Below are 19611 nucleotides of genomic sequence, written 5' to 3'. Positions count from 1 at the left end.
TGAGGCGCAATCATATAGAGCCTGCACTTCCATACAAGCATGCTTATGTTATGCGATCGCGTAACACACCGGATAGTTGCCGGTGGTTGACACAAAAGACCGGACATTCGGCGCCCGGGAAAATATCAGCCGGCCTTGCGGCCGATTATCCGGTTGGCGGCCGAAACAACGGCTTCCAGCGAGGCGGCGACGATGTTGGTGTTGATGCCGGCGCCGAACAGCTTGCCGCCGGGATATTCCATCTCGACATAGGAAATCGCCGAGGCGTTCGAGCCGCGCTGGAGCGAATGTTCGGAATAATCAAGCACCGACATGTCGACGCCAACATGACGCGACAGCGCATCGACGAAGCCGTCGATCGGGCCGGTGCCGGAGCCGGCGATGGTCGTCTCCTTGCCGTTGTCGAGGATCACCGCCTCGACCACGCGCCGGCCCTTTTTCTCGGTATCGGGATAGGTGTGATGGTCGAGGAACTTCAGTCGTGCGCCGGGCTGGTCGACATAGGTTTCGATAAAGCGGTCATGGATGCGTTTTGCCGGCACTTCCTTGCCTTCGGCGTCGGTGATCGCCTGGATCTCCTGGCTGAACTCGATCTGCAGGTTGCGCGGCAGATTGAGGCCGTAATCGGCCTGCAGTACATAGGCGATGCCGCCTTTGCCTGACTGTGAGTTGATGCGGATGATCGCCTCGTAGCTGCGCCCGACATCGGCCGGATCGATCGGCAGATAGGGCACTTCCCAGACCGGCGTGTTGGCCTTCTTCAAGGCCTTCATGCCCTTGTTGATGGCGTCCTGGTGCGAGCCGGAAAAGGCGGTGTAGACCAGTTCACCGACATAAGGATGGCGTTCGGATATCTTCAGCTGGTTGGAATATTCGTAGACGTCCTTCATCCGGTTGATGTCGGAGCAATCCAGATGGGGATCGACGCCTTGCGTGTACATGTTGAGCGCCAGCGTCACGATGTCGACATTGCCGGTGCGCTCGCCATTGCCGAACAGCGTGCCTTCGACGCGGTCCGCACCCGCCATCAGGCCGAGCTCGGTGGTGGCGATGCCGGTGCCGCGGTCATTGTGGGGATGCAGCGAGATCAACAAGTTTTCACGGTTGTCGAGGTTACGGCACATCCACTCGATACGGTCGGCGTAGATGTTGGGCGTCGACATCTCGACCGTCGAGGGCAGGTTGATGATCAGCTTGTTGTCGGGCGTCGGCCTGACGATCTCGGAGACGGCGTTGCAGATCTCCAGCGCCACGTCGAGTTCGGTGCCGGTAAAGCTCTCCGGCGAATATTCGAAGCGATAACCGCCGCCGGCCTTGGCCGCCATGTCGGTGATCATCTTGGCCGCGTCGGTGGCGATGCGCTTGATACCGCCGACATCCTTCTCGAAGACGACGCGACGCTGCAACTCGCTGGTCGAATTGTAGAAATGCACGATCGGGTTGGTGGCGCCCTTCAGAGATTCGAAGGTGCGGGTGATGAGTTCGGGACGGCACTGCACCAGCACCTGTAGCGAAACATCAGCCGGCACATTGCCTTCCTCGATGCACCAGCGGGCGAAATCGAAATCGGTCTGCGAGGCCGAGGGGAAACCTATCTCAATCTCCTTGAAACCCATGTCGAGCAGCAGGGCGAACATGCGCGCCTTGCGCTCATGACCCATCGGATCGATCAGCGCCTGGTTGCCGTCGCGCAAATCGACCGAGCACCAGACCGGTGCCTTGTCGATGACCTTGTTGGGCCAGGTGCGGTCGGTGAGACCGACCGTCGGGTAGGGCTGGTATTTTCGGGCCGCGCCCGGCATGTGGCCGGCCGCGCGTTTTACGCTTTCGGCTTCGCCGGCGCGGATGTCTTCTCGTGCGTTCATCGTCTTGTTCTCCCGGCGGCTCGCGGATCGGTCTTCGGACGGATTCCAGGGCGAGCAGCGCCTTATCAGATTTTCGTTCGCTTGATGTGAATTGCCAATTTCTGAACTGGCCAAGGAGCGTGCGCGTAAGCGGCGGTTCGACCGCCGGGCGCTCCTTCAGCGAACCCGGCGATCGCCGATAAGGCCGAGAAGAAGCAGGGTCGATGCCAGCGCGCGCACGGTCTCGCCGGCAAAGCCGGTCGGACGGGAAGCGACGGAGGAGACGCGCGTGTTCATGGCGGGGTTCATACAGGAGCCGCCATGGACAGGCAAGTGGGCTGCCATTCCACCACTCGCGAGCACTCTTCCCCATGCGCGGCAAATGCGCCAGACTTGCGTGTAGCCGGGGCCGCAATGCTTCGCCGTCGGAGGGGTCATCCGTGAATTTTGTTTTCTTCTCGCCGCATTTTCCCGCCAACGGCGCCGATTTCTGCGACCGGCTGAAAAAGGCCGGCGCTACGGTGCTGGGCATTGGCGATGCGCCTTATGAGGCGCTGGACGGCAAGCTGAAGGCGGCCCTGTCGGAATATTACCGCATCGCCGACATGGAGGACTACGATCCGGTGTTCCGGGCGATGGGTCATTTCATCCACAAATGGGGCCGGATCGAGCGCTTCGAGTCCCTCAACGAGCATTGGCTGGAGCTGGAGGCCAATATCCGCACCGACTTCAACATCTACGGCACCAAGCTCGATTTCGTGAAGAATTTGAAGCGCAAGAGCCGCATGCGTGCATTCTTCCGCAAGAGCGGCGTCGACACCATCGCCCAGCGCAAATGCTCCGACCGGGCCGGCGCCATGACCTTTATCCGCCGCGTCGGCTATCCCGTGGTGGTGAAGCCCGATTCCGGGTCCGGCGCCTCGAACACCTTCAAGATTTCCAACGCCAGGGAGCTTGACCAGTTTTTCAGAGACAAGCCCGAGGACGTGACCTTCGTCATGGAGCAGTTCATCGAGGGGCTGGTGGTGACCTTCGATGGGCTGGTCAACCGTGACGGCGAGGTGGTGCTGGCGGCCAGCCACCGCTACGACCAGAGCATCATGGAAGTGGTCAACAAGGATCGCCACATGAGCTACACCTGCTTTCCCAAGGTCCGACCGGCGATCGAAGAGGCCGGCCGCAAAATCCTCAAGGCGTTCGACGTGCGCGAGCGCTTCTTCCACATCGAGCTGTTCGAAACCAAGGACGACCGCGTCATCGCGCTTGAGGTCAACATGCGGCCGCCCGGCGCCTGGATGACCGATGCGATCAACTACACGTTCGACATCGACGTCTACGCGGCCTGGGCGGACATGGTGGTGAAGGATGCCACCGGTGGTCCTTATGAGGGCAAGTATTTCACCGCTTATGCCAGCCGCAAGCAGCACCTCCACTATTTGCACAGCCATGAGGACGTGCTAGCCGCGCATCGCGACAAGATCGTCCATCATCAGCCGATAGAAAAGGTTTTCAGCCGCGCCATGGGAAATTACGCCTACCAGATGCGCTCGAAGGACGAAGCAGCACTGCGCGCGGCTGTCGCCTACATCCACGCGGAAAAGGCTTAGACGCGATGGACATCTCTTATCACAAGGGTTTCTCCGGCAATCTCGGCCGCGACATGGAATACAAGCGCTACGGCCATGCCGGCCGGCCGGTGGTGGTGTTCCCGACGTCGCAGGGGCGGTTCTACCAGTTCGAGGATTCCGGCGGGGTAGGAGCGCTGGCCGAATTCATCGACACCGGCCGCATCCAGCTGTTCGCGGTCGACGGCGTGGATTCGGAATCGTTCTTCAACAAGCATGCCGGCGCCGCCCACCGCATCGGTCGCCACGAGGCTTACTTCCGATATGTGCGCGAGGAGGCGCTGCCGGAGTTTCTGGCGACCGCCGAGCAAGCCAATGGCGGGCGCAAATTAAAGCCGCTGTTCACCGGCTGTTCGATGGGCGGTTATCATTCCACGAACTTCGTCTTTCGCTTTCCCGAACTCGCCAGCGGCGTCATCGCGCTGTCGGGCGTCTATTCGGCGGGCGACTTCTTCGGCAAGGCGCTGGAAGGTGATATCTTCTACAATTCACCGCTCGACTATCTGCCCGGCATCGTAGACCCAAAACTGCTTGCCCGGCTGAAGGCGCTGAGGATGATCTTCTGCTGCGGGCAGGGCGCCTGGGAAGAGCGGATGCTGGTCGAGACCCGCAGGCTGGAACAGATCCTGCGCGACAAATCCATTCCCGCCTGGGTCGACTATTGGGGCGGCGATGTCAGTCATGACTGGCCATGGTGGCACAAGCAGCTGGTCTATTTCTTCGGCCGCTGGCTGGATGATGATCTGATGCACCGGCTCGATTGATGACCACACCCGAACCTATCCGCCGCTTTATCGAGGCCACCAATGCGGGTGATAGCGAAGCCGTTCTCCACACGTTCACAGCCGACGCGTCCCTGACCGACTGGGGGCGGTCCTTCCAAGGCCGCCAGCAGATCGCGCGCTGGAACCAGTCGGATAATATCGGCGTGAAGTCCAATCTTCGCATTGTCCGCATCGCCGAGGTCGAGGGCAGCTACCGCGTCCGCATTGCCGTGAAAGGCAATGGCTTCAACGGCGAGGGTGACATGACCTTCGTGCTCGACGGCCACCGCATAGCGAGCCTCGTCATCTCCTGACGCGGCTCAGCTACCCTTCCTGGCAAACCGGCAGAGCAATGGTCTCGTGTTCCACCGCCCATCCACGGCGCAAGCCGAGAAAGACGACAAGGGCGGTGACGATGGTGATTGCCGCCAGCACGATCAGCAGCCTGTCGAACGCGATCTCATAGGCCTGGACCAGGACCGTGGCTCCGGCACCCGGCAAGCGGGCTGCCGCTTCGCCGATGTTGCCGGTCACCAGCAGCTGCGCGGCGGCGGTTGCATCCAGGGAAGACGCCGTTCCCTGAGCCGCCAGTTGGGCTGCCGTGAAACCCGACAGGACTGCCATGACGATCGCCAGCGCCACGCCTTCGCAAGCGACGCGGGTGGTGTTGAAGATGCCGACCGCCATGCCGGCACGCTCTTTCGGCACGACGCCGACGGCAAGTCCGTCCATCAGCCCCCAGGGCAAGGCGATGCCGACGCCGATGAGGATCAGCGGCGCCACCAGCGCTGCGACGACAGGCGGTATCAGGCTCAGCCAGACAAGGCCGCCGGCGGCCACAAGCAGGCCGACACCGCAGATCGTTGCCGGAGCGATCCAGCGCGCTACCTGGCCGGCGAGCAGTGGCAGGATCAACAGCGGTCCCGACAGGCAGATCATCAACTGCCCCGCCTTGATCTCGCTCATCCCCTCGATGCCGATGAAGCGGATCGGCAACAGCACCAGCAGGACGACGAAGCCATAGGCGGGAGCGGCCGCCAGGAACTGGACGCCGACGAAGCGGGGAAAGCGGAACAGCGAGAGATCGAGCATCGGCCGGCGCACGCGCCGCTCGACGACGACGAAAGCGGCAAAGCAAAGGGCGGCCGCCACGAGAAGCGCGATCACCAGGGGATCGGTCCAGCCGCTCTGCGGCGCTTGCAGCACGCCGTAGGTCAGCGATGCCAGCGCGATCGTAAAGGTGCCGGCTCCCGCCCAGTCGAGGCCGGTCGCATCCGGATCGCGCGATTCCCTGATGGTGCGCAGGCCGAGCAAAGCGGCTGCAATCGCGAGCACTGCCACCAAGACGAAGATCGATCGCCAGCCGAAAGCATCTATGAGCAGGCCCGACGCGATCGGCCCAAAAGCGAGGCCGATGCCGAAACTGGTGCCGAGGAAGGAGAAGGCGCGCAGCCGCAATGGCCCATCGAATTCCTGGGCAAGAGCGGAGGCGCCGCCGGCAAAGGCGGCGGCACTGCCGAGCCCTTGCGCAGCCCTGAGCACATCGAACCAGACGATATCAGGAGCAAACATCGATCCCAGCGATGCCAGCACATAGGTGGCGAGGCCAACAAGGAAGAGCCGCTTGCGGCCATGATTGTCGGCCAGCGCGCCTGATGCCATCAAGGTGGCGGCGAAGGTCAGCATGAAGGCGTTGGTCACCCAGTTGAGCGCGATCGGGCTGCCGCCGAGGTCGGCCGCAATGCGGGAAAGCGCGACGGCCGGGCCGGTGAAGGTCAAGGGCATTGTCATGGCGGCAAGGCATACCGACAACAGGACAAGCCATGGCGCGACCGCGCCGTTTGTGGTTTTCGGGGTCATAATTTTCCTATCTGAACCAGGATCCGCCGGCCTGCCGCAAGCTTGGTGCGCCGGTCGTAACGGGAAGATAGGCTCGCGACACTTCGAGAAAAATAGTGTTAAATCTCCAGATATACCGGACTGAAACGCTCGAATGGAGAGATGCGATGGAACGCCTCAATGGGCTCCTGGCCTTTGCCCGCACGGCTGAGTTCGGCAGCTTCATCGCTGCGGGCCGCACGCTCGGAATCTCGGCATCGGCCGTCGGCAAGAGCGTCGCCAGGCTCGAGCAGGATCTCGGCGTAAGGTTGCTTCAGCGCAGCACGCGCCGCATCGGCCTGACCGAAGAGGGCAAGCTGTTCAACGAGCGGGTGCGGCGCATCCTCGACGACATCGACGATGCCGAGGCGATGCTGTCGCGGAGCCGCGAAACACCGCATGGGCGGCTGCGCGTTTCGACGCCGATCGTGACCTATCATTTGCTGTTCCCGGTGCTGTCGGAGTTCATGGCGCGCTATCCCGAAATCGAACTCGACATCGACTTTAACGACCGCATCGTCGACCTCATCGACGAAGGCGTCGACATCGCGATCCGCAGCGGCGACCTGCCGGATTCGCGCCTGGTGGCGCGGCCGCTTGCACCCTTCCGGCTGCTGTTGTGTGCGGCACCCTCCTATATCGAGCAGCACGGCAACCCGAGCCGCCCGGACGATCTCGTGAACCATTACGGCATCCGCTTCCGCTTTCCCAACAGCGGCAAGCTGCAAGGCTGGCCGTTCATCGGCGGCAGCGCCGAGCCGCAGGTCCGCTCGATGCTGACCTGCAACAACACGGAGGCGCTGAAGGGCGCCACGATGGCCGGGCTCGGCATCAGCTCGATGCCCGATTTCCTGGTCCGCGAGGCGCTGCGTGACGGCCAGCTACGCACGGTGCTGGACGACCATGTCGACGGCCGCGGCCAGTTCCGGTTGTTGTGGCCGTCCAATCGTCATTTGTCGCCGAAGGTTCGCGCCTTCGTCGATTTCCTTCCCGACCGGCTTGCCGCGACGCTGAGCGGCTCTTGAATTAGTCCTTCGCGGCCGACGGCGATAACGAAGACAGCGAGGAATAGCTCTGCTTCTCAGTAGGTGGCGCGGCCGCCGGACAGGTCGAAGGTCGCGCCGGTGGTGAAGGAATTTTCGTCCGATAGCATGAAGGCGATCATCGCAGCCGCCTCTTCGACTTCGACGAACCGGCCTCGCGGCACCTTGCCCAGCATGTAGGCGACCTGGGCCTCAGTGAGCTGTTCGAGGATGCGGGTGCGGGCGGGCGATGGGGTCAGCGCGTTGACGGCGATGTCGTGGCCGGCCAGTTCCTTACCGAGCGATTTTGTCAGCGCGAGCACGCCGGCCTTGGCGGCGGAATAGGCGGCGGCATTCGGATTGCCTTCCTTGCCTGCGACCGAGGCGATGTTGACGATGCGGCCGTAGCTGCGCGCGATCATGCCGGGCACCAGGCGCTTGCAGCAGTAGAAGACGCCGTTGAGGTCGATGTCGATTATCTGGCGCCAGGCGGCAGGATCATAATCCGCCACCGCCGCTGCCGGTCCGGCGATGCCGGCATTGTTTACCAGCAGATCGACCGGACCAAGCGAGCGCTCGGTTTCGGTCGCGGCGCTGTCGACGGCCTCCATCAGCGATTGATCGCACAGCAAACCCTCGACCCGGCCGAGCGGGGCGAGTTCGGAAACGGCCTTCGCCATGGCGGTCTCGTCCACATCCCAGATGGCGACGCTGGCGCCCGATGACAGCAGTCGCCGGGCGACAGCAAGGCCGATGCCTTGCGCGCCGCCGGTCACCACGGCGACCCGGCCTGAGAGATCGACGGCATTCACACGACGTTTCATGGGCACTTTTCCTCTTCCCTGGATATTTGAATCTCAGTCCCTGACGGCTCTCGCCACCAGCCGCGCTATGCTCGGCCCGGCGATGAGCACGACCAGGAAGCGGGTCGACTGCAAGGCCATGACGAAGGATATGTCGACGTTCTGCGCGGCGGCGGCAATGATGGCGACGCTGTCCATGCCGCCGGGGCTGGTCGCGAGATAGGCGGTCAGCGGATCGATGCCGAGGACGTGGCTGATCAGCCAGGCAAGCCCGCCGCAAAAGGCGATCAGCACGACGATAGAGCCGACGATCTGCGGCAGCGCCCGTGTCGCATGGCGCAGGATCGCCCGGGTAAAGTTCAGCCCTATCGACCAGCCGACCATCGCATAGGAGAGCGCCAGCAGCCATGGCGGCAATTGCATCGCCGCGCCGAAGCCGAGATGGACTATGGTGCCAAAGATGAAAGTGCCGAGGAAGAAGGGTGACGGCAGCCGGCACAACCGGCCAAGCAGGCCGCCGACCAGCGCCACGCCGAGCGTGGCGGCAAAGGCTGCCGGTTCGATCAGCGGGAACCAGACGATGGCTGGTACCTCGATGCCCGACGTGTCGACCCACATCTTGGCGACGAGCGCCGCCGTCATCGAGACGAAGATGACGCGCAGATACTGCATGAAGGCGACGAGGCGCTGATCGGCGCCGAAGGCACCGGCCATCAGCACCATGGCAGTGGCAGCCCCCGGCGACGAGCCCCAGACCGCGGTGGTGCCGGGCAGGATGCGCCAGCGGCTGATCAACCAGCCAAGCAGGCTGGACGCCGCAAGGGTCGCCAGCACCACGACAAGGACCAGCGGCCATTCCTTGTAGAACACCGAAAAAATGTCCGTGGAGATCGACGCCGCGACCAGACAGCCGACCAAGGCCTGGGCGGCGGCGAACAGCGGCCGCGGCACGCGCACCGTGGCGCCATTGGTGCCGGCAAGGATCGCCGCCAGCATCGGGCCGATCAGCAGCGCCGCCGGCAGTGCGGCGTATTCCAGCGCGCCGGCGAACAGCAGCGAGACGATCAGCAGCACCAGCCACTGCCGAACCGGACGCATGCGCGCCATGCGTTCGACGGCCGGTTGGTCTGGCGAAGAGTCCATGTTTGGGTCTTAGACCTGGAAGAGAAAAATGCGAACGCTGTCTCGGACGAAATTCACGACCCCGACCCCGCGTTGGGATGTCACTCGTTCTTGATGGCGGGCAGGCCGAAACCGCCGGCCGGATGGGTCTCGACCTGGAATTCGAAGCCGGCGATGATCGGCCGGGCCTTGGCGATCGCTGCCTGGACCTCCGGCAGCTGCAGCGAAGCCTTGTGGCTTGCGGCGTCGGTCCACACTTCGGTCACCCAGATCGCGTCGGCATCGGCCGGGTCGCGGGCGATGACATAACTCAGGCAACCCGGCATGGCGCCGGTCGAGGCGAGCAGCACATCCATGATCGCGTCGCGCTGGCCGCGCGCCGCCCGCATCTTTCCGATCAATCCGTACATTGCCTCTCCCCTTTCTTCCAACCTCAGCAAACGTGCGCACGACATGCATGGTTGCGAGACGCAGTATGCAATTGCCGGCTCACGGCATCAACTGGCCACCGTTCACCTCGATCACCTGGCCGGTGATGTAACCACTCAGGAGATCGGAGGACAGGAAGAGATAGGCGCCGACACAGTCTTCGGCCGTGCCGGCACGCCCTTGAGGAATGGTGGCGACCATGCCCTTCATCTGCTCGTCGGTGGAATAGCGCTCATGGAAGGGTGTCGCGATGGTGCCCGGCGCCACCGCGTTGACGCGGATGCCGAAGCCGATCAGTTCCTTGGCCATGCCGCGCGTCACATTGGAGACAAAGGCCTTGGCCGAACCGTACAGCCCGGCGCCGCCGCCAGCGCCATTGCGCGCCGCGATCGACGAGGTGTTGACGATGAAGCCGCCCTGCTTCTTCAGCCATGGCATCGCCTTGCGCGAGGCCGTCAGCACCGAGCGGGCGTTGAGGTCCATCACCGCGTCGTAGTGCGCCTCGGTCTGCTCCGCATAGGGCACGCGGCCGAGCATGCCGCCGGCATTGTTGATCAGCCCGTCGAGCCGCCCGAATGTTTCGGCGCTCTCCTCGACTACCCGCTCGACATCGGCTGCCTGTGAGAAGTCGCCCTGTGTCAGGAACACCTCACCGCCGCTGTCGCGGATGTTTTTGGCCAGCGTTTCTGCGGCCTCCCGGCTCGAATTGTAGTGCAGGGCGACCCGGCATTTCTGGGCGGCGTAGGCCAGTGCAAGGGCGGCACCGATGCCGGTCGAAGCGCCGGTGACCAGCACCGCCTTGCCGGCAAGATCGGGGATGACGAGGGTGGTCGCGGTCATGAGCACTTTCCTTCGGGCTGTTTGGCCACCCTTCGTAGGCTCTCATGGCCTTCACGTTCAAGCCCGTGGCGGCTCAGGGCCGGAGATAGGCGTAGCCCTGGCGCTGCAGTTCGGCGAGCTTGACGACGCCGCCCTTGTCGGCGGCGTGGAAGCCCTCGAGCAGGTCGGCAAGCGTGATCTCCATGCCTTGCATGGTGTTGCCGCAGGCATGCGGCTCAAGGCCCTGCTGGACAAGGCCGGCAAAGCGTCCCGAGATCGCCGCCGATATGCCTTTCGACTTGAAGCCGGCGAGGGCCGGACCATGCACGACCAACACGATGTCGACATTGCCGCCGGTGCCTTCATAGTGGTTCTTGATGTTGCCGAGCACGAAGTTGACCTTATCGAGGTCGCTGAGGTGATAGGCGACCTTCGGTCTGTCTTCAGCGGCGGCGGCCCGGCTCAGCCCGAACAGGCCGGCGGCACCGGCAAGGCTGGCCCGGAACATGTCGCGTCGACGCATGGCATCCTCTCGGCTTGGCGCTCCCCGCAAATTGCGTGGCTGCGGCCATGATACTAGCATAAATTCACGTTACGTCCTGTCGATGCGAGGAGGGGGTCACATGGCGTTCAGGAAGTGGAAGGTTGTTGCCAGCGCTGGATTTGGCGCCGTGCTGCTCGGCGCGTTTGCGGGTTTTGCCGGCGATGCGCTTAAATTACCCGAACTCAGCCCGAATGGCGCCGATGCGTGTTTCGGCCGCGTCTATGATGCGGCGCACCTCAAGGCGCATCCGAAGCAGAAGGTGGCGCGGATCTTCTTCCTCTATGGCCATGATCCGGTGAGCCATCCGAACGAGGAGCCGATGGCAAACGCCGACACCTCCTACAACGGTTTTCTCACCACCGTGGTGCGCGGCGCCAAGGCGCCGCAATGGGCCGGCGGCTGGTGCAATCACGAGTCCGAGGACGGCAAGTCAGGTCCGATCCGCTGCGGCATGGACTGCGACCGCACCATGGCGTCGCTGAAGCTCGATGACAAAGGCCGCCTGATCCTCACCGACGTCTCGTCCGATCTCTATCTCGACGCCGGATCGGAAGACGAACTGGGCGAAGCCGAATATGACCAGCAGGCTCTGGGCTCGGAGGACAATAATTACCGCCTCGACCCGATGCCGGCCGCAACCTGCCAGGCTGAATTCGCCAAGATCGACCCGATCGATCCGGCGCTTGGGGCTCCCTTGCGCGAGCGACTGAAGCCGGACCAGCCTTTCTGTTTCGGGCGAGACTACGATGCCGCGCATCTCTCCTCGCATCCCGACCAGGTGACGCAGTCGATCCGGGTCTTCCGCGGGCCGGTCGAACTCGCCTCCTTTGCCTCAGGCGATGTCGCCAACTGGCCCGACGGCTCCGATGTCGCCGTTTCGGTGACCACCAGGAAGAACGGGACGAAGGTCACGCAGACCTATTCCTGCCAGGGTGAAGCGGATCAATGGCGCTGCGCGGCCAGTTCGAAGATGAGCAACTTTTCCTGCGATATCGCGCAAAAGGAAATCTTCCTCAAGCGCGGCGCCAACGGCACCATGATGCTCGCCAATCCCAACAGCAGCCTGGCGATCGTCGATTTGTGCTCGAAGACGGCGGATGGCAAGACGAAGTCGGACGACAAGGTTTACCGGTTGGAGGCCATGCCGCAGTCGGCGTGTGCGCCTTAGTCACTTTAGCAGCCATTTGGAAATGAATATGATGCGTCGCAGCTTTCTTGGTTTTCTGACTTCCTTGGCTTTCATCGGTTCCGCCAACGCTGAAGGCGAGGCTGAGGCTCGCAAGGCGGCCTCAACAGCACAGTTGAAGAAGGAGGGCGTGCCGTTCATCGACCATTTGCCGACGATCGAAACCGAAGCCGAAAGTCGGCGACGAACGAAGGACGAGGTGGTTAAACGCGCCATCGCACTGGTGATCTTGGCCGTCACAGCGGAGACCAATGATCGAAATCTTTTAAGCAACTTGATCAGCCAGTTTGGAGCCGAAGGGTTTTTTACGCCCAAAGAGCAAGCGTTTGTCGGTAACCCCGTTGCAACCGAGCAAGATCGCGCAAATTTTAGCTGGCGCTATGAAGGGGCTTTCGTAATGTTGTGGGCGTTGCAAGTCTTCAAAAACCTTGGGCGTCCAGACAAGCCTTGCGATGTGTCGCGTATGGTTTCGGTGTTGCGTGACCTCGACACGGAAGGGCTGCTCAAGCGGGCCAATTTGCGCCCGCAAAGCGAGCTTCTCGATGCTGCCGATCTGATCTATCGGTACAATTGGGCTGTGATGGATGCGCGGGTGAATGGGAAAGCCGCGCCGGCAGGATTGGAACGAGACGTGGTTGTCGAACGTCATTACGCGCTCAATTGGCTGATTGGGTATATGGGGCAGGAATGGGATAACATCTCGACCGACACATGATGAGCCGATCGCAAGCGGGTGCTACCTTGGATCGGACTTCGCTTGCCGAGTTTGGATTTGACGAACTTAGACGGTTCGCCTGACTACGCTTTTGCCGAGGCCGAGCTGGCGCGCGCTTGAGCAGCAGGCGCTGCCCGATTTGGAGGCAATCAACGCCTGGATGTAGCCATTGGCGGGCTACCCCACATGGCGGTAATGGCGCAATCGATCCGGCGAGGTCGGCAGATCCTCGCCCGAGGATGATGCCCTGAGTTTTTCCTCAAGCAAACGGCACAGCAGTGGTGCCTTTCGGCAGCTTCGCCTCGTCGTCGGGCTCGACATGGATGGTGACGCGCACCGAGGGGATTTCGGCCTTCAGCGCGTCCTCGATGCGGTCGCAAATGACGTGGCTGGCGCCGACCGTCATGTCGGCGTCGACGACCAGGTGGAACTCGATGAAGGTGGCGCGGCCGGCGATGCGGGTCTTGAGGTCATGAACCTCCAGCGCGCCCTTGCAATTGGCCGAGATGATGTCGCGAATGTGCATGTGTTCGGTCGTGTCCACTGCGCGGTCCATCAGCCCGTTCATCGACGAGCCGATGACGTGCCAGCCCTGCCACAGGATGTTGAGCGCTACGATGACGGCAAGCGCCGGATCAAGGATCTGCCAACCGGTCAGGATAGCGCCGACGAGGCCGCCGAAGACGCCGACCGAGGTCACGACGTCGGTCATGATGTGCCGGCCGTCGGCGACCAGCGCCGGTGATTTTGCGCTGCGCCCGGCGCGGATCAGCGTCCAGGCCCAGAAGGCGTTGATGACGGTGGCGACGCCGTTGATCGCCAGGCCCTCCCAGGGTTGTTCGAGCGGGGTCGGCGTCTGCCAGGAGCGCCAGACCTCGTTGAGGATCAAAAGCGCGGCGAGCACGATCAGCACGCCTTCCAGCACCGCCGAAAAATACTCGGCCTTGTGGTGGCCGAACGGATGGTCCTGGTCGGCCGGCTTGTAGCTGACCAGGACCGCCCAATAGGCGGCGGCCGAGGCTATGACGTTGACGATCGACTCCAGCGCATCCGAATAGAGCGCAACGGAGCCGGTGACGTACCATGCGGCAAGCTTGAGCGCGAGCACCACGCAGGCGATGACAATCGACCAGAAGGCAAGGCTGGCGATCCTTTGCCTGGCCGCTGCCTTCGCTGCGATCGCCGCCATGTTGTCCGTCGCCGCCATCGTTTCTAAGCGGCCTTTTCCTTGGCCTTGCGCGGCAGATGCGCAACGATGTTTTCGATGATGCGCATGCCGGCATTGTGGCCGAGCGTCATGATCGATTCCGGATGGAACTGAACGGCGGCGATCGGCTCCTTGCGGTGTTCGAAGGCCATGATGATGCCATCCTCGGTCTCGGCGGTGACGATGAAATCGTCGGGCAGCCGCACCGGATCGGCAAAGATCGAGTGGTAGCGGCCGACGGTCACTTCCTTGGGCAGGCCGGAGAAGATGATTCCGGGCTTGGAGACGCGGATGCGCGACGGCTTGCCGTGCATCGGCACGTGCAACTGCCTGAGTTCGCCGCCATAGGCCTCGGCCAGCGCCTGCAGGCCAAGGCAGACACCGAAGATCGGCAGGTCGCGGGCGCGGGCGTTCTTGATGGTCGCGGCGCAGTCGAAATCCTTCGGCGTGCCCGGTCCGGGCGACAGCACGACGAGATCGGGCTTCAGCCGTTCGAAGACTTCTTCCGGCACCGGCGAACGCACGGTCGAGACATTGGCACCGGTCTGGCGGAAATAGTTGGCCAGTGTGTGGACAAAGGAGTCTTCGTGGTCGACGAGCAGGATGTTGACGCCGTCGCCGACGCGCGCGGTGGTGCGTTCGGCGCCTGCGGCATTGCCCAATTTGGCGTCGCGAATGGCGGAGAGCATGGCGGATGCCTTCAGTTCGGTTTCGGCTTCTTCTTCCTCGGGGATGCTGTCGAAGAGCAATGTGGCGCCGGCTCGCACCTCGGCAATGCCGTCCTTGATGCGGATGGTGCGGAGCGTCAGGCCGGTGTTCATGTCGCCGTTGAAATTGACCATGCCGATGGCGCCGCCATACCAGGCACGCGGGCTCTTTTCGTTCTGCTCGATGAAGCGCATCGCCCACAGTTTCGGCGCACCGGTGACGGTGACCGCCCAGGCATGCGACAGGAAGGCGTCGAAGGCATCCATGCCTTCGCGCAGGCGCCCTTCGATGTGATCGACGGTGTGGATCAGGCGTGAATACATCTCGATCTGGCGGCGGCCGATGACGCGCACCGAGCCCGGATCGCAGACCCTGGACTTGTCGTTGCGGTCGACGTCCGAGCACATGGTCAGCTCGGATTCATCCTTCTTGGAATTGAGCAGCTTCAGGATCTGCTCGCTGTCGGAAATGGCGTCGTCGCCGCGCTTGATGGTGCCGGAGATCGGGCAGGTCTCTACGCGGCGGCCGTTGACGCGCACGAACATTTCGGGCGAGGCGCCGATCAGATACTCGTTTTCGCCGAGATTGATGAAGAAGGAATAGGGCGACGGGTTGATCGACTTCAGCTTGCGCGAGATTTCGGAAGGCTGCGTCTCGCAGCGTTCGTAGAACATCTGCCCGGGCACGACCTCGAACAGGTCGCCGCGCTTGAAACTGTCCATCGCCTTGCGCACCAGATTGGCATATTCGCCCGGCTCATGGTCGCCGCGCGGCGGGATGCGGTCGGCGGTCTTGAACGGTTCGGTAATTTCGTCCCGCGGCAGCCCCTCGGTTGAAAAACCGTCGCCGGAATAGTCGTAGCGGTCGGTCCAGGCCTTGGTCGAATAATGGTCGACGACCAGGATCTCGTCAGGCAGGAACAGCACGAGATCGCGCTGGCTCTGTTTGCGCTCGAGCTTGTAGTCGACTGGATCGAACTGGAAGGCGAGGTCGTAACCGAAGGCGCCGTAAAGGCCGAGATTGGCGTCTTCATCGGTCTTGAACAAAGCGGTGATGGCGCGCAGCACAGTAAACACAGAGGGGACGCGGCTGCGCTCTTCCTCGGTGAAGACGCGGCCGGGCTTGGCGACATCGAGGCGGATCAGCTTTTTCGAGGTTTCAGCAATCGTCACCTCGGTAATGCCGGCCAGCGTCTTGCCGATCACCGGCAGCAGCACTTCGCCACGGCCGTTCAGCGCCTCGATGCGCATGGCGCGGCCACGCGCGGAAATCACCAGCGGCGGATCGATGATGGCCGTATCCCAGCGTGTGTAGCGGCCCGGATATTCGTAATTCGAGGAAAACACCGCACCACGGCGCGAGTTCAAGCCATCGACATAAGCGTCGATCGCACCGGCGTAAGGCTTGTCGTGGCGTTCGCGGGTGATGGTGACACCACCTGCGGTCACGAAGCTTTCCGCGCCGTTTTCCAGAGCCTTGATCGTCATTGCCGTCTCCATATGGCTTGTTGGGCAACGGACCCGGGACTGGCTTTGAAAAAACAAATGGCCGCCCGGACATTCCGTTGCGGCCACCCTCTATTTTCACGCGCACGCGTTCGAACAGGCCGCTGTCAGCGAGCCCACCACCAAATGGTCTTGATCGAGCGCATGTTCATGGGCGAAATCCATAGCGGCGAAAAGCCGGATGCGCAACAGGTTTGAAAGGCCTGTTTGTGGCCGCCGCTTCCGCAGCCCATGGCACATCGCCAAGGCTTGGGGTCCTGCCTAGACTGTTCGTCCAACATCGGAAAGACGGGAAGACAGCAATGACCGAGCAGATCGAGCGCGCACGCAGGTTCCATGCGCTCCACGTCAGGGGCAACCCGATCGTTCTCTACAATGCCTGGGATCCGGGCTCGGCCAAGATCGTCGAGAAGGCGGGCGCCAAGGCGATCGCCACCGGAAGCTGGCCGGTCGCGGCTGCTTTTGGTTATGCCGATGGCGAGAAAATTCCGCTGGAGCTGGCGCTGGACAACATCAAGCGCATCGTGGCGGCAGTCGACCTGCCGGTGACCATGGACCTCGAAGGCGGCTACGGCGTCGAGCCGGTGACTGTCGCCCAGACGGTGACACGTGCCCTGCAGGCCGGCGCCATCGGTTTCAATTTCGAGGACCAGATCGTCGGCGGCGCCGGTCTGCACGACATCGCCATACAGGTGAAGCGCATCGAGGCGGCAGCGGCGGCGGTGAAGGCTTCCGGCATTCCCGCCTTTATCAACGCCCGTACCGACATTTTCCTCAAGGCCAAGCCGGATGTGCATGACAGCGTGCTGCTCGACCAGGCCATCGAGCGGGCGCACGCTTATGAAAAGGCAGGAGCGAGCGGCTTCTTTGCGCCGGGGCTCGGCGACGAGGGTCTGATCGAGGCGCTGTGCAAGGCCACCGTGCTGCCGGTCAACATCATCGCGCTGGCGCATGTGCCGCCGCGCCAGCGCCTGGCCGAGCTTGGTGTCGCCCGTGTGAGCCACGGCCCGGTGCCGTACCGGCAGATGGCCGAATGGCTGGAGGCCAAGGCGCGGCTGGCGATTTCGGGTTAGCTCAGTCCTCCAGCGTGCCTGACCTCGCGTCGGCGCTCTTCTTGTCGCCGACCAGCTTCAAGAGATCCTCGCCGGCGCGGATGATGCGGCGCGAGCGGCGGGTCAGGATGACGCCGTCCTGCGGCGCCAGCACTTCGGTGCGGCCGCCGGCCTCGCCCGGTGTGTGGACGATGGTGGCGAGGCGCGCGCCCTTGGCGACGCGGTCGCCGGGCTTGACGTCGTAGAGGATGGCGCCGGCCCGGGGCGCCGGCATCATGTCGATGTTCTCCAGCGGCGCGACGAGGCCCTTGAACGCGCCGGGTGCGGGAAGGGCGGTATCGGCGATGACGCCGCGCGCCGCCAGCAGCCGGTAAAGGCCTTCGGCATCGGAACTTGCCAGCGCGCCGTCGACATCCAGCATGCCACGGTATTCTACCGTGGTGGCAACGCGGCGGTCGAGCTTCGCCACGTTGGCGGGGACGTTCTGGTAGGGCATGATCGTGGCGCCCTCGAAGGTGCCGTCGGTGTCCTCGCTCCACAACACCACGGCGTCGATACCCATGGCGGCGGCGCAATCGGCCATCGCCGGCCACAGGCTGGCGTGGACGTAGAGATAGGCAAGGCCCTCGTCATCGCAATGCAGGTCGAGCACGATGTCGTGGCCGAGCGACAGCTGCACCAGACGGGTCTTCAATCGCTGGTCGGGGGTGCCAAGCGTGGTGTCGGGCAAAAGCTTGGCGTCCGGTGCTGCGAGCAACGGAAAGCCGCGGTTGAAATTGTTGCGGGTGCCGAGATGAAAGCGGCCCTGGTGCTCGCCGAAATGATATTGCGCGCGGCCGATCGGATTGGCCCAGGGCACGACCGTGATGCTGCCCTTGATGCGGCCTTCCGCTTCGGCCTTGTTCAGCGCCGGCATCAGCGCGTCGATGGCGACGACACCAGGCAATTCACCGGCGTGGAGTGCTGCCTGCAGATAGGCCGAAGGTGCTGCCTTGTCGGCGCCGGCGAAGCGGAACACCGGGAATTCGTAGGAAACGCCTTCGGTATCGCCGGCGATGCGTTCGATCGATTTCTGCATGGGATGCCTCCAGGATAAGAGGCAGAACACATGCACTTTTGCCGAAGGGCTGTCGATTGGTCCAGTTCGCGCCGCCATGGGCGCAATGGAATTATTCGGCGGCGGCCGGAACCGGCGTTATCGGCGCCGATCCTTCGAGCGCCTGCGAGACAACGGCTACGCTGACCGCCAGCAGGGCCAGCACCGCGCCGACCAGCGGCAAATGAGCATAGGAAACGCCGGCCGACAGAGCCACGCCGCCGATCCAGGCGCCGCTGGCATTGCCGACATTGAATGCGCCCTGGTTGAGCGTGGCGGCGAGGTTCGGCCCTTCCGAAGCCGCTTCGACGACGCGGATCTGCAGCGGCGGCACGACGACGAAGATCAGCAGTCCCCACAAGAAGACGATGCCGATGGCGACGCTGGCGATCGCGCCGTACTGCATGAAGCCGACAAACAGAACTGCCATCAAAAGCAGCGTGCCGATGACCGTCGGCATCAATTTCCAGTCGGCCAGCCGGCCGCCGATGATGTTGCCTATGGTCATGCCGGCGCCGAACAGCAGCAGGACCCAGGTGACCGCGGAGGTCGACAGGCCGGAGACATCGGTAAGGTAGGGCTTGATGTAGGTGAAGACGGCAAACAGGCTGGCCGAGGCCAGCGAGGCGATCAGCATGGCGAGCCAGACCTGCAGCTTGCCCAGCACGCGCAGTTCGCTGCGCAGGCCGCCGCCGCTCGGTTCGACCACATTGGATGGCACCAGCCAGGCGATGGCGGCAACAGAGATCAGGCCGATGCCGACGACGGCAAAGAAGGTGGAGCGCCAGCCGAAGGCTTCGCCAAGCGCGGTGCCGGCAGGAACGCCGAGAATGTTGGAGAGCGTCAATCCCGCGAACATCATCGCCATGGCGCTGGCGCGCTTGTTGCGCGGCACCAGGCTGGCGGCAACGACGGAACCGATGCCGAAAAAGGCGCCATGACCGAACGCGGTGAAGACGCGCGCGGCCATCAGGAGCCAGTAATTGGGCGCAATGGCGCAGAGCAGATTGCCGACGACGAACATCGCCGTCAGCGCGACCAACACTGGCTTGCGCGGCAGATGCGCGGTGGCCATGGCGACGATGGGTGCGCCGAAGACGACGCCCAGCGCATAGCCGGTGACCAGCAGGCCGGCCGAGGGGATCGACACGCCGAGATCGGCCGCAACCTCCGGCAACAGGCCCATGATGACGAATTCGGTGGTGCCAATGCAGAAGGACGCAATGGCAAGCGCAAGGATCGGCAAAGGCATGGAAAATCCAGACTGAATCGGTTCAATTCAGACTGAACGA

At 63.1% G+C, this 19611-nt stretch carries 18 protein-coding genes; 7 read left to right on the top strand and 11 right to left on the bottom strand.

Features of this window, described 5'->3' with window-relative positions; translation table 11 throughout:
* Positions 1-125: 125 nt before the first annotated feature.
* Positions 126-1802: a 2-isopropylmalate synthase gene (gene leuA / locus NLY36_RS08680; protein ID WP_023695840.1), complete on the bottom strand. Its 1677-nt coding sequence runs from the start codon at positions 1800-1802 to the stop codon at positions 126-128.
* A gap of 482 nt (positions 1803-2284) precedes the next feature.
* Between leuA and NLY36_RS08675 the strand changes: the two genes are divergently transcribed.
* Genes NLY36_RS08675 through NLY36_RS08665 form a run of 3 tightly spaced genes read left to right on the top strand, consistent with a single transcriptional unit; the run spans position 2285 to position 4547 of the window.
* Complete coding sequence (locus NLY36_RS08675; RefSeq protein ID WP_023695839.1) at positions 2285-3451, top strand: ATP-grasp domain-containing protein; 1167 nt, start codon at positions 2285-2287, stop codon at positions 3449-3451.
* 5 nt (positions 3452-3456) lie between these two features.
* Complete coding sequence (locus NLY36_RS08670; RefSeq protein WP_023695838.1) at positions 3457-4233, top strand: esterase family protein; 777 nt, start codon at positions 3457-3459, stop codon at positions 4231-4233.
* Positions 4233-4547 (top strand): nuclear transport factor 2 family protein, encoded by a 315-nt coding sequence (locus tag NLY36_RS08665; RefSeq protein ID WP_031192978.1) that lies wholly within the window; start codon positions 4233-4235, stop codon positions 4545-4547. Before NLY36_RS08670 ends, NLY36_RS08665 begins: the two co-directional genes overlap by 1 nt.
* A 10-nt stretch (positions 4548-4557) precedes the next feature.
* Here the strand turns inward: NLY36_RS08665 and NLY36_RS08660 are convergent, their stop codons facing one another.
* Entirely contained in the window at positions 4558-6093 is a 1536-nt protein-coding gene (locus NLY36_RS08660) for an MFS transporter (protein ID WP_023695837.1), read from the bottom strand.
* A gap of 146 nt (positions 6094-6239) precedes the next feature.
* On the opposite strand from NLY36_RS08660, the gene NLY36_RS08655 reads away from it, so the two are divergent.
* The gene (locus tag NLY36_RS08655) at positions 6240-7136 is read left to right on the top strand and encodes a LysR family transcriptional regulator (RefSeq protein WP_023695836.1); all 897 of its coding nucleotides are present in this window, start codon (positions 6240-6242) and stop codon (positions 7134-7136) included.
* A gap of 56 nt (positions 7137-7192) precedes the next feature.
* On the opposite strand, the gene NLY36_RS08650 is transcribed toward NLY36_RS08655, so the two are convergent.
* The 5 genes from NLY36_RS08650 to NLY36_RS08630 all read right to left on the bottom strand — a co-directional run bounded on the left by NLY36_RS08650 (position 7193) and on the right by NLY36_RS08630 (position 10829).
* A complete protein-coding gene (locus NLY36_RS08650; protein ID WP_023734989.1) occupies positions 7193-7945 on the bottom strand; it encodes an SDR family NAD(P)-dependent oxidoreductase in 753 nt (250 codons plus the stop codon).
* A gap of 45 nt (positions 7946-7990) precedes the next feature.
* Positions 7991-9079, bottom strand: coding sequence for an AbrB family transcriptional regulator (locus NLY36_RS08645; protein WP_023691625.1), 1089 nt, complete (start codon positions 9077-9079; stop codon positions 7991-7993).
* An 80-nt stretch (positions 9080-9159) separates the two neighbouring features.
* Complete coding sequence (locus NLY36_RS08640; RefSeq protein ID WP_023691624.1) at positions 9160-9468, bottom strand: putative quinol monooxygenase; 309 nt, start codon at positions 9466-9468, stop codon at positions 9160-9162.
* Positions 9469-9547: 79 nt separating this feature from the next.
* Positions 9548-10327 carry an SDR family NAD(P)-dependent oxidoreductase gene (locus NLY36_RS08635; RefSeq protein WP_023686180.1) on the bottom strand — a complete coding sequence of 260 codons (780 nt, stop codon included), beginning with the start codon at positions 10325-10327 and terminating at the stop codon, positions 9548-9550.
* 73 nt (positions 10328-10400) lie between these two features.
* Positions 10401-10829 (bottom strand): DsrE family protein, encoded by a 429-nt coding sequence (locus NLY36_RS08630; RefSeq protein WP_023686179.1) that lies wholly within the window; start codon positions 10827-10829, stop codon positions 10401-10403.
* A gap of 100 nt (positions 10830-10929) precedes the next feature.
* Between NLY36_RS08630 and NLY36_RS08625 the strand changes: the two genes are divergently transcribed.
* Both NLY36_RS08625 and NLY36_RS08620 read left to right on the top strand, forming a co-directional pair.
* Positions 10930-12018 carry a hypothetical protein gene (locus NLY36_RS08625; RefSeq protein WP_023734988.1) on the top strand — a complete coding sequence of 363 codons (1089 nt, stop codon included), beginning with the start codon at positions 10930-10932 and terminating at the stop codon, positions 12016-12018.
* A 28-nt stretch (positions 12019-12046) separates the two neighbouring features.
* Positions 12047-12751, top strand: a complete 705-nt coding sequence (locus NLY36_RS08620) for a DUF4272 domain-containing protein (protein WP_023695833.1) — start codon at positions 12047-12049, stop codon at positions 12749-12751.
* A 259-nt stretch (positions 12752-13010) separates the two neighbouring features.
* Here the strand turns inward: NLY36_RS08620 and NLY36_RS08615 are convergent, their stop codons facing one another.
* Together NLY36_RS08615 and NLY36_RS08610 are read right to left on the bottom strand one after the other, a co-directional pair.
* Positions 13011-13940, bottom strand: a complete 930-nt coding sequence (locus NLY36_RS08615; protein ID WP_196813681.1) for a cation diffusion facilitator family transporter — start codon at positions 13938-13940, stop codon at positions 13011-13013.
* Positions 13941-13963: 23 nt separating this feature from the next.
* Positions 13964-16153 (bottom strand): anthranilate synthase, encoded by a 2190-nt coding sequence (locus tag NLY36_RS08610; RefSeq protein WP_023695832.1) that lies wholly within the window; start codon positions 16151-16153, stop codon positions 13964-13966.
* A 320-nt stretch (positions 16154-16473) separates the two neighbouring features.
* On the opposite strand from NLY36_RS08610, the gene NLY36_RS08605 reads away from it, so the two are divergent.
* Complete coding sequence (locus NLY36_RS08605) at positions 16474-17244, top strand: isocitrate lyase/PEP mutase family protein (RefSeq protein ID WP_023695831.1); 771 nt, start codon at positions 16474-16476, stop codon at positions 17242-17244.
* Position 17245: 1 nt separating this feature from the next.
* On the opposite strand, the gene NLY36_RS08600 is transcribed toward NLY36_RS08605, so the two are convergent.
* The gene (locus tag NLY36_RS08600) at positions 17246-18301 is read right to left on the bottom strand and encodes a succinylglutamate desuccinylase/aspartoacylase family protein (RefSeq protein ID WP_023695830.1); all 1056 of its coding nucleotides are present in this window, start codon (positions 18299-18301) and stop codon (positions 17246-17248) included.
* 91 nt (positions 18302-18392) lie between these two features.
* Positions 18393-19571: an MFS transporter gene (locus NLY36_RS08595; RefSeq protein ID WP_023695829.1), complete on the bottom strand. Its 1179-nt coding sequence runs from the start codon at positions 19569-19571 to the stop codon at positions 18393-18395.
* Positions 19572-19611 lie beyond the last annotated feature (40 nt).

Origin of the sequence: Mesorhizobium sp. C399B, assembly GCF_030323185.1 — a bacterium.
Lineage (GTDB): Bacteria > Pseudomonadota > Alphaproteobacteria > Rhizobiales > Rhizobiaceae > Mesorhizobium.
The sequence above is the reverse complement of the archived record's forward strand: the minus strand, read 5'-3'. Positions and strand labels throughout refer to the sequence as shown.

Coding starts and splice junctions, on each gene's coding strand:
- leuA (WP_023695840.1), bottom strand. CDS start 1,802: ATGCCGGGCGCGGCCCGAAAATACCAGCCCTACCCGACGGTCGGTCTC.
- NLY36_RS08670 (WP_023695838.1), top strand. CDS start 3,457: ATGGACATCTCTTATCACAAGGGTTTCTCCGGCAATCTCGGCCGCGAC.
- NLY36_RS08665 (WP_031192978.1), top strand. CDS start 4,233: ATGACCACACCCGAACCTATCCGCCGCTTTATCGAGGCCACCAATGCG.
- NLY36_RS08660 (WP_023695837.1), bottom strand. CDS start 6,093: ATGACCCCGAAAACCACAAACGGCGCGGTCGCGCCATGGCTTGTCCTG.
- NLY36_RS08655 (WP_023695836.1), top strand. CDS start 6,240: ATGGAACGCCTCAATGGGCTCCTGGCCTTTGCCCGCACGGCTGAGTTC.
- NLY36_RS08645 (WP_023691625.1), bottom strand. CDS start 9,079: ATGGACTCTTCGCCAGACCAACCGGCCGTCGAACGCATGGCGCGCATG.
- NLY36_RS08640 (WP_023691624.1), bottom strand. CDS start 9,468: ATGTACGGATTGATCGGAAAGATGCGGGCGGCGCGCGGCCAGCGCGAC.
- NLY36_RS08635 (WP_023686180.1), bottom strand. CDS start 10,327: ATGACCGCGACCACCCTCGTCATCCCCGATCTTGCCGGCAAGGCGGTG.
- NLY36_RS08630 (WP_023686179.1), bottom strand. CDS start 10,829: ATGCGTCGACGCGACATGTTCCGGGCCAGCCTTGCCGGTGCCGCCGGC.
- NLY36_RS08625 (WP_023734988.1), top strand. CDS start 10,930: ATGGCGTTCAGGAAGTGGAAGGTTGTTGCCAGCGCTGGATTTGGCGCC.
- NLY36_RS08620 (WP_023695833.1), top strand. CDS start 12,047: ATGATGCGTCGCAGCTTTCTTGGTTTTCTGACTTCCTTGGCTTTCATC.
- NLY36_RS08615 (WP_196813681.1), bottom strand. CDS start 13,940: ATGGCGGCGATCGCAGCGAAGGCAGCGGCCAGGCAAAGGATCGCCAGC.
- NLY36_RS08610 (WP_023695832.1), bottom strand. CDS start 16,153: ATGACGATCAAGGCTCTGGAAAACGGCGCGGAAAGCTTCGTGACCGCA.
- NLY36_RS08605 (WP_023695831.1), top strand. CDS start 16,474: ATGACCGAGCAGATCGAGCGCGCACGCAGGTTCCATGCGCTCCACGTC.
- NLY36_RS08600 (WP_023695830.1), bottom strand. CDS start 18,301: ATGCAGAAATCGATCGAACGCATCGCCGGCGATACCGAAGGCGTTTCC.
- NLY36_RS08595 (WP_023695829.1), bottom strand. CDS start 19,571: ATGCCTTTGCCGATCCTTGCGCTTGCCATTGCGTCCTTCTGCATTGGC.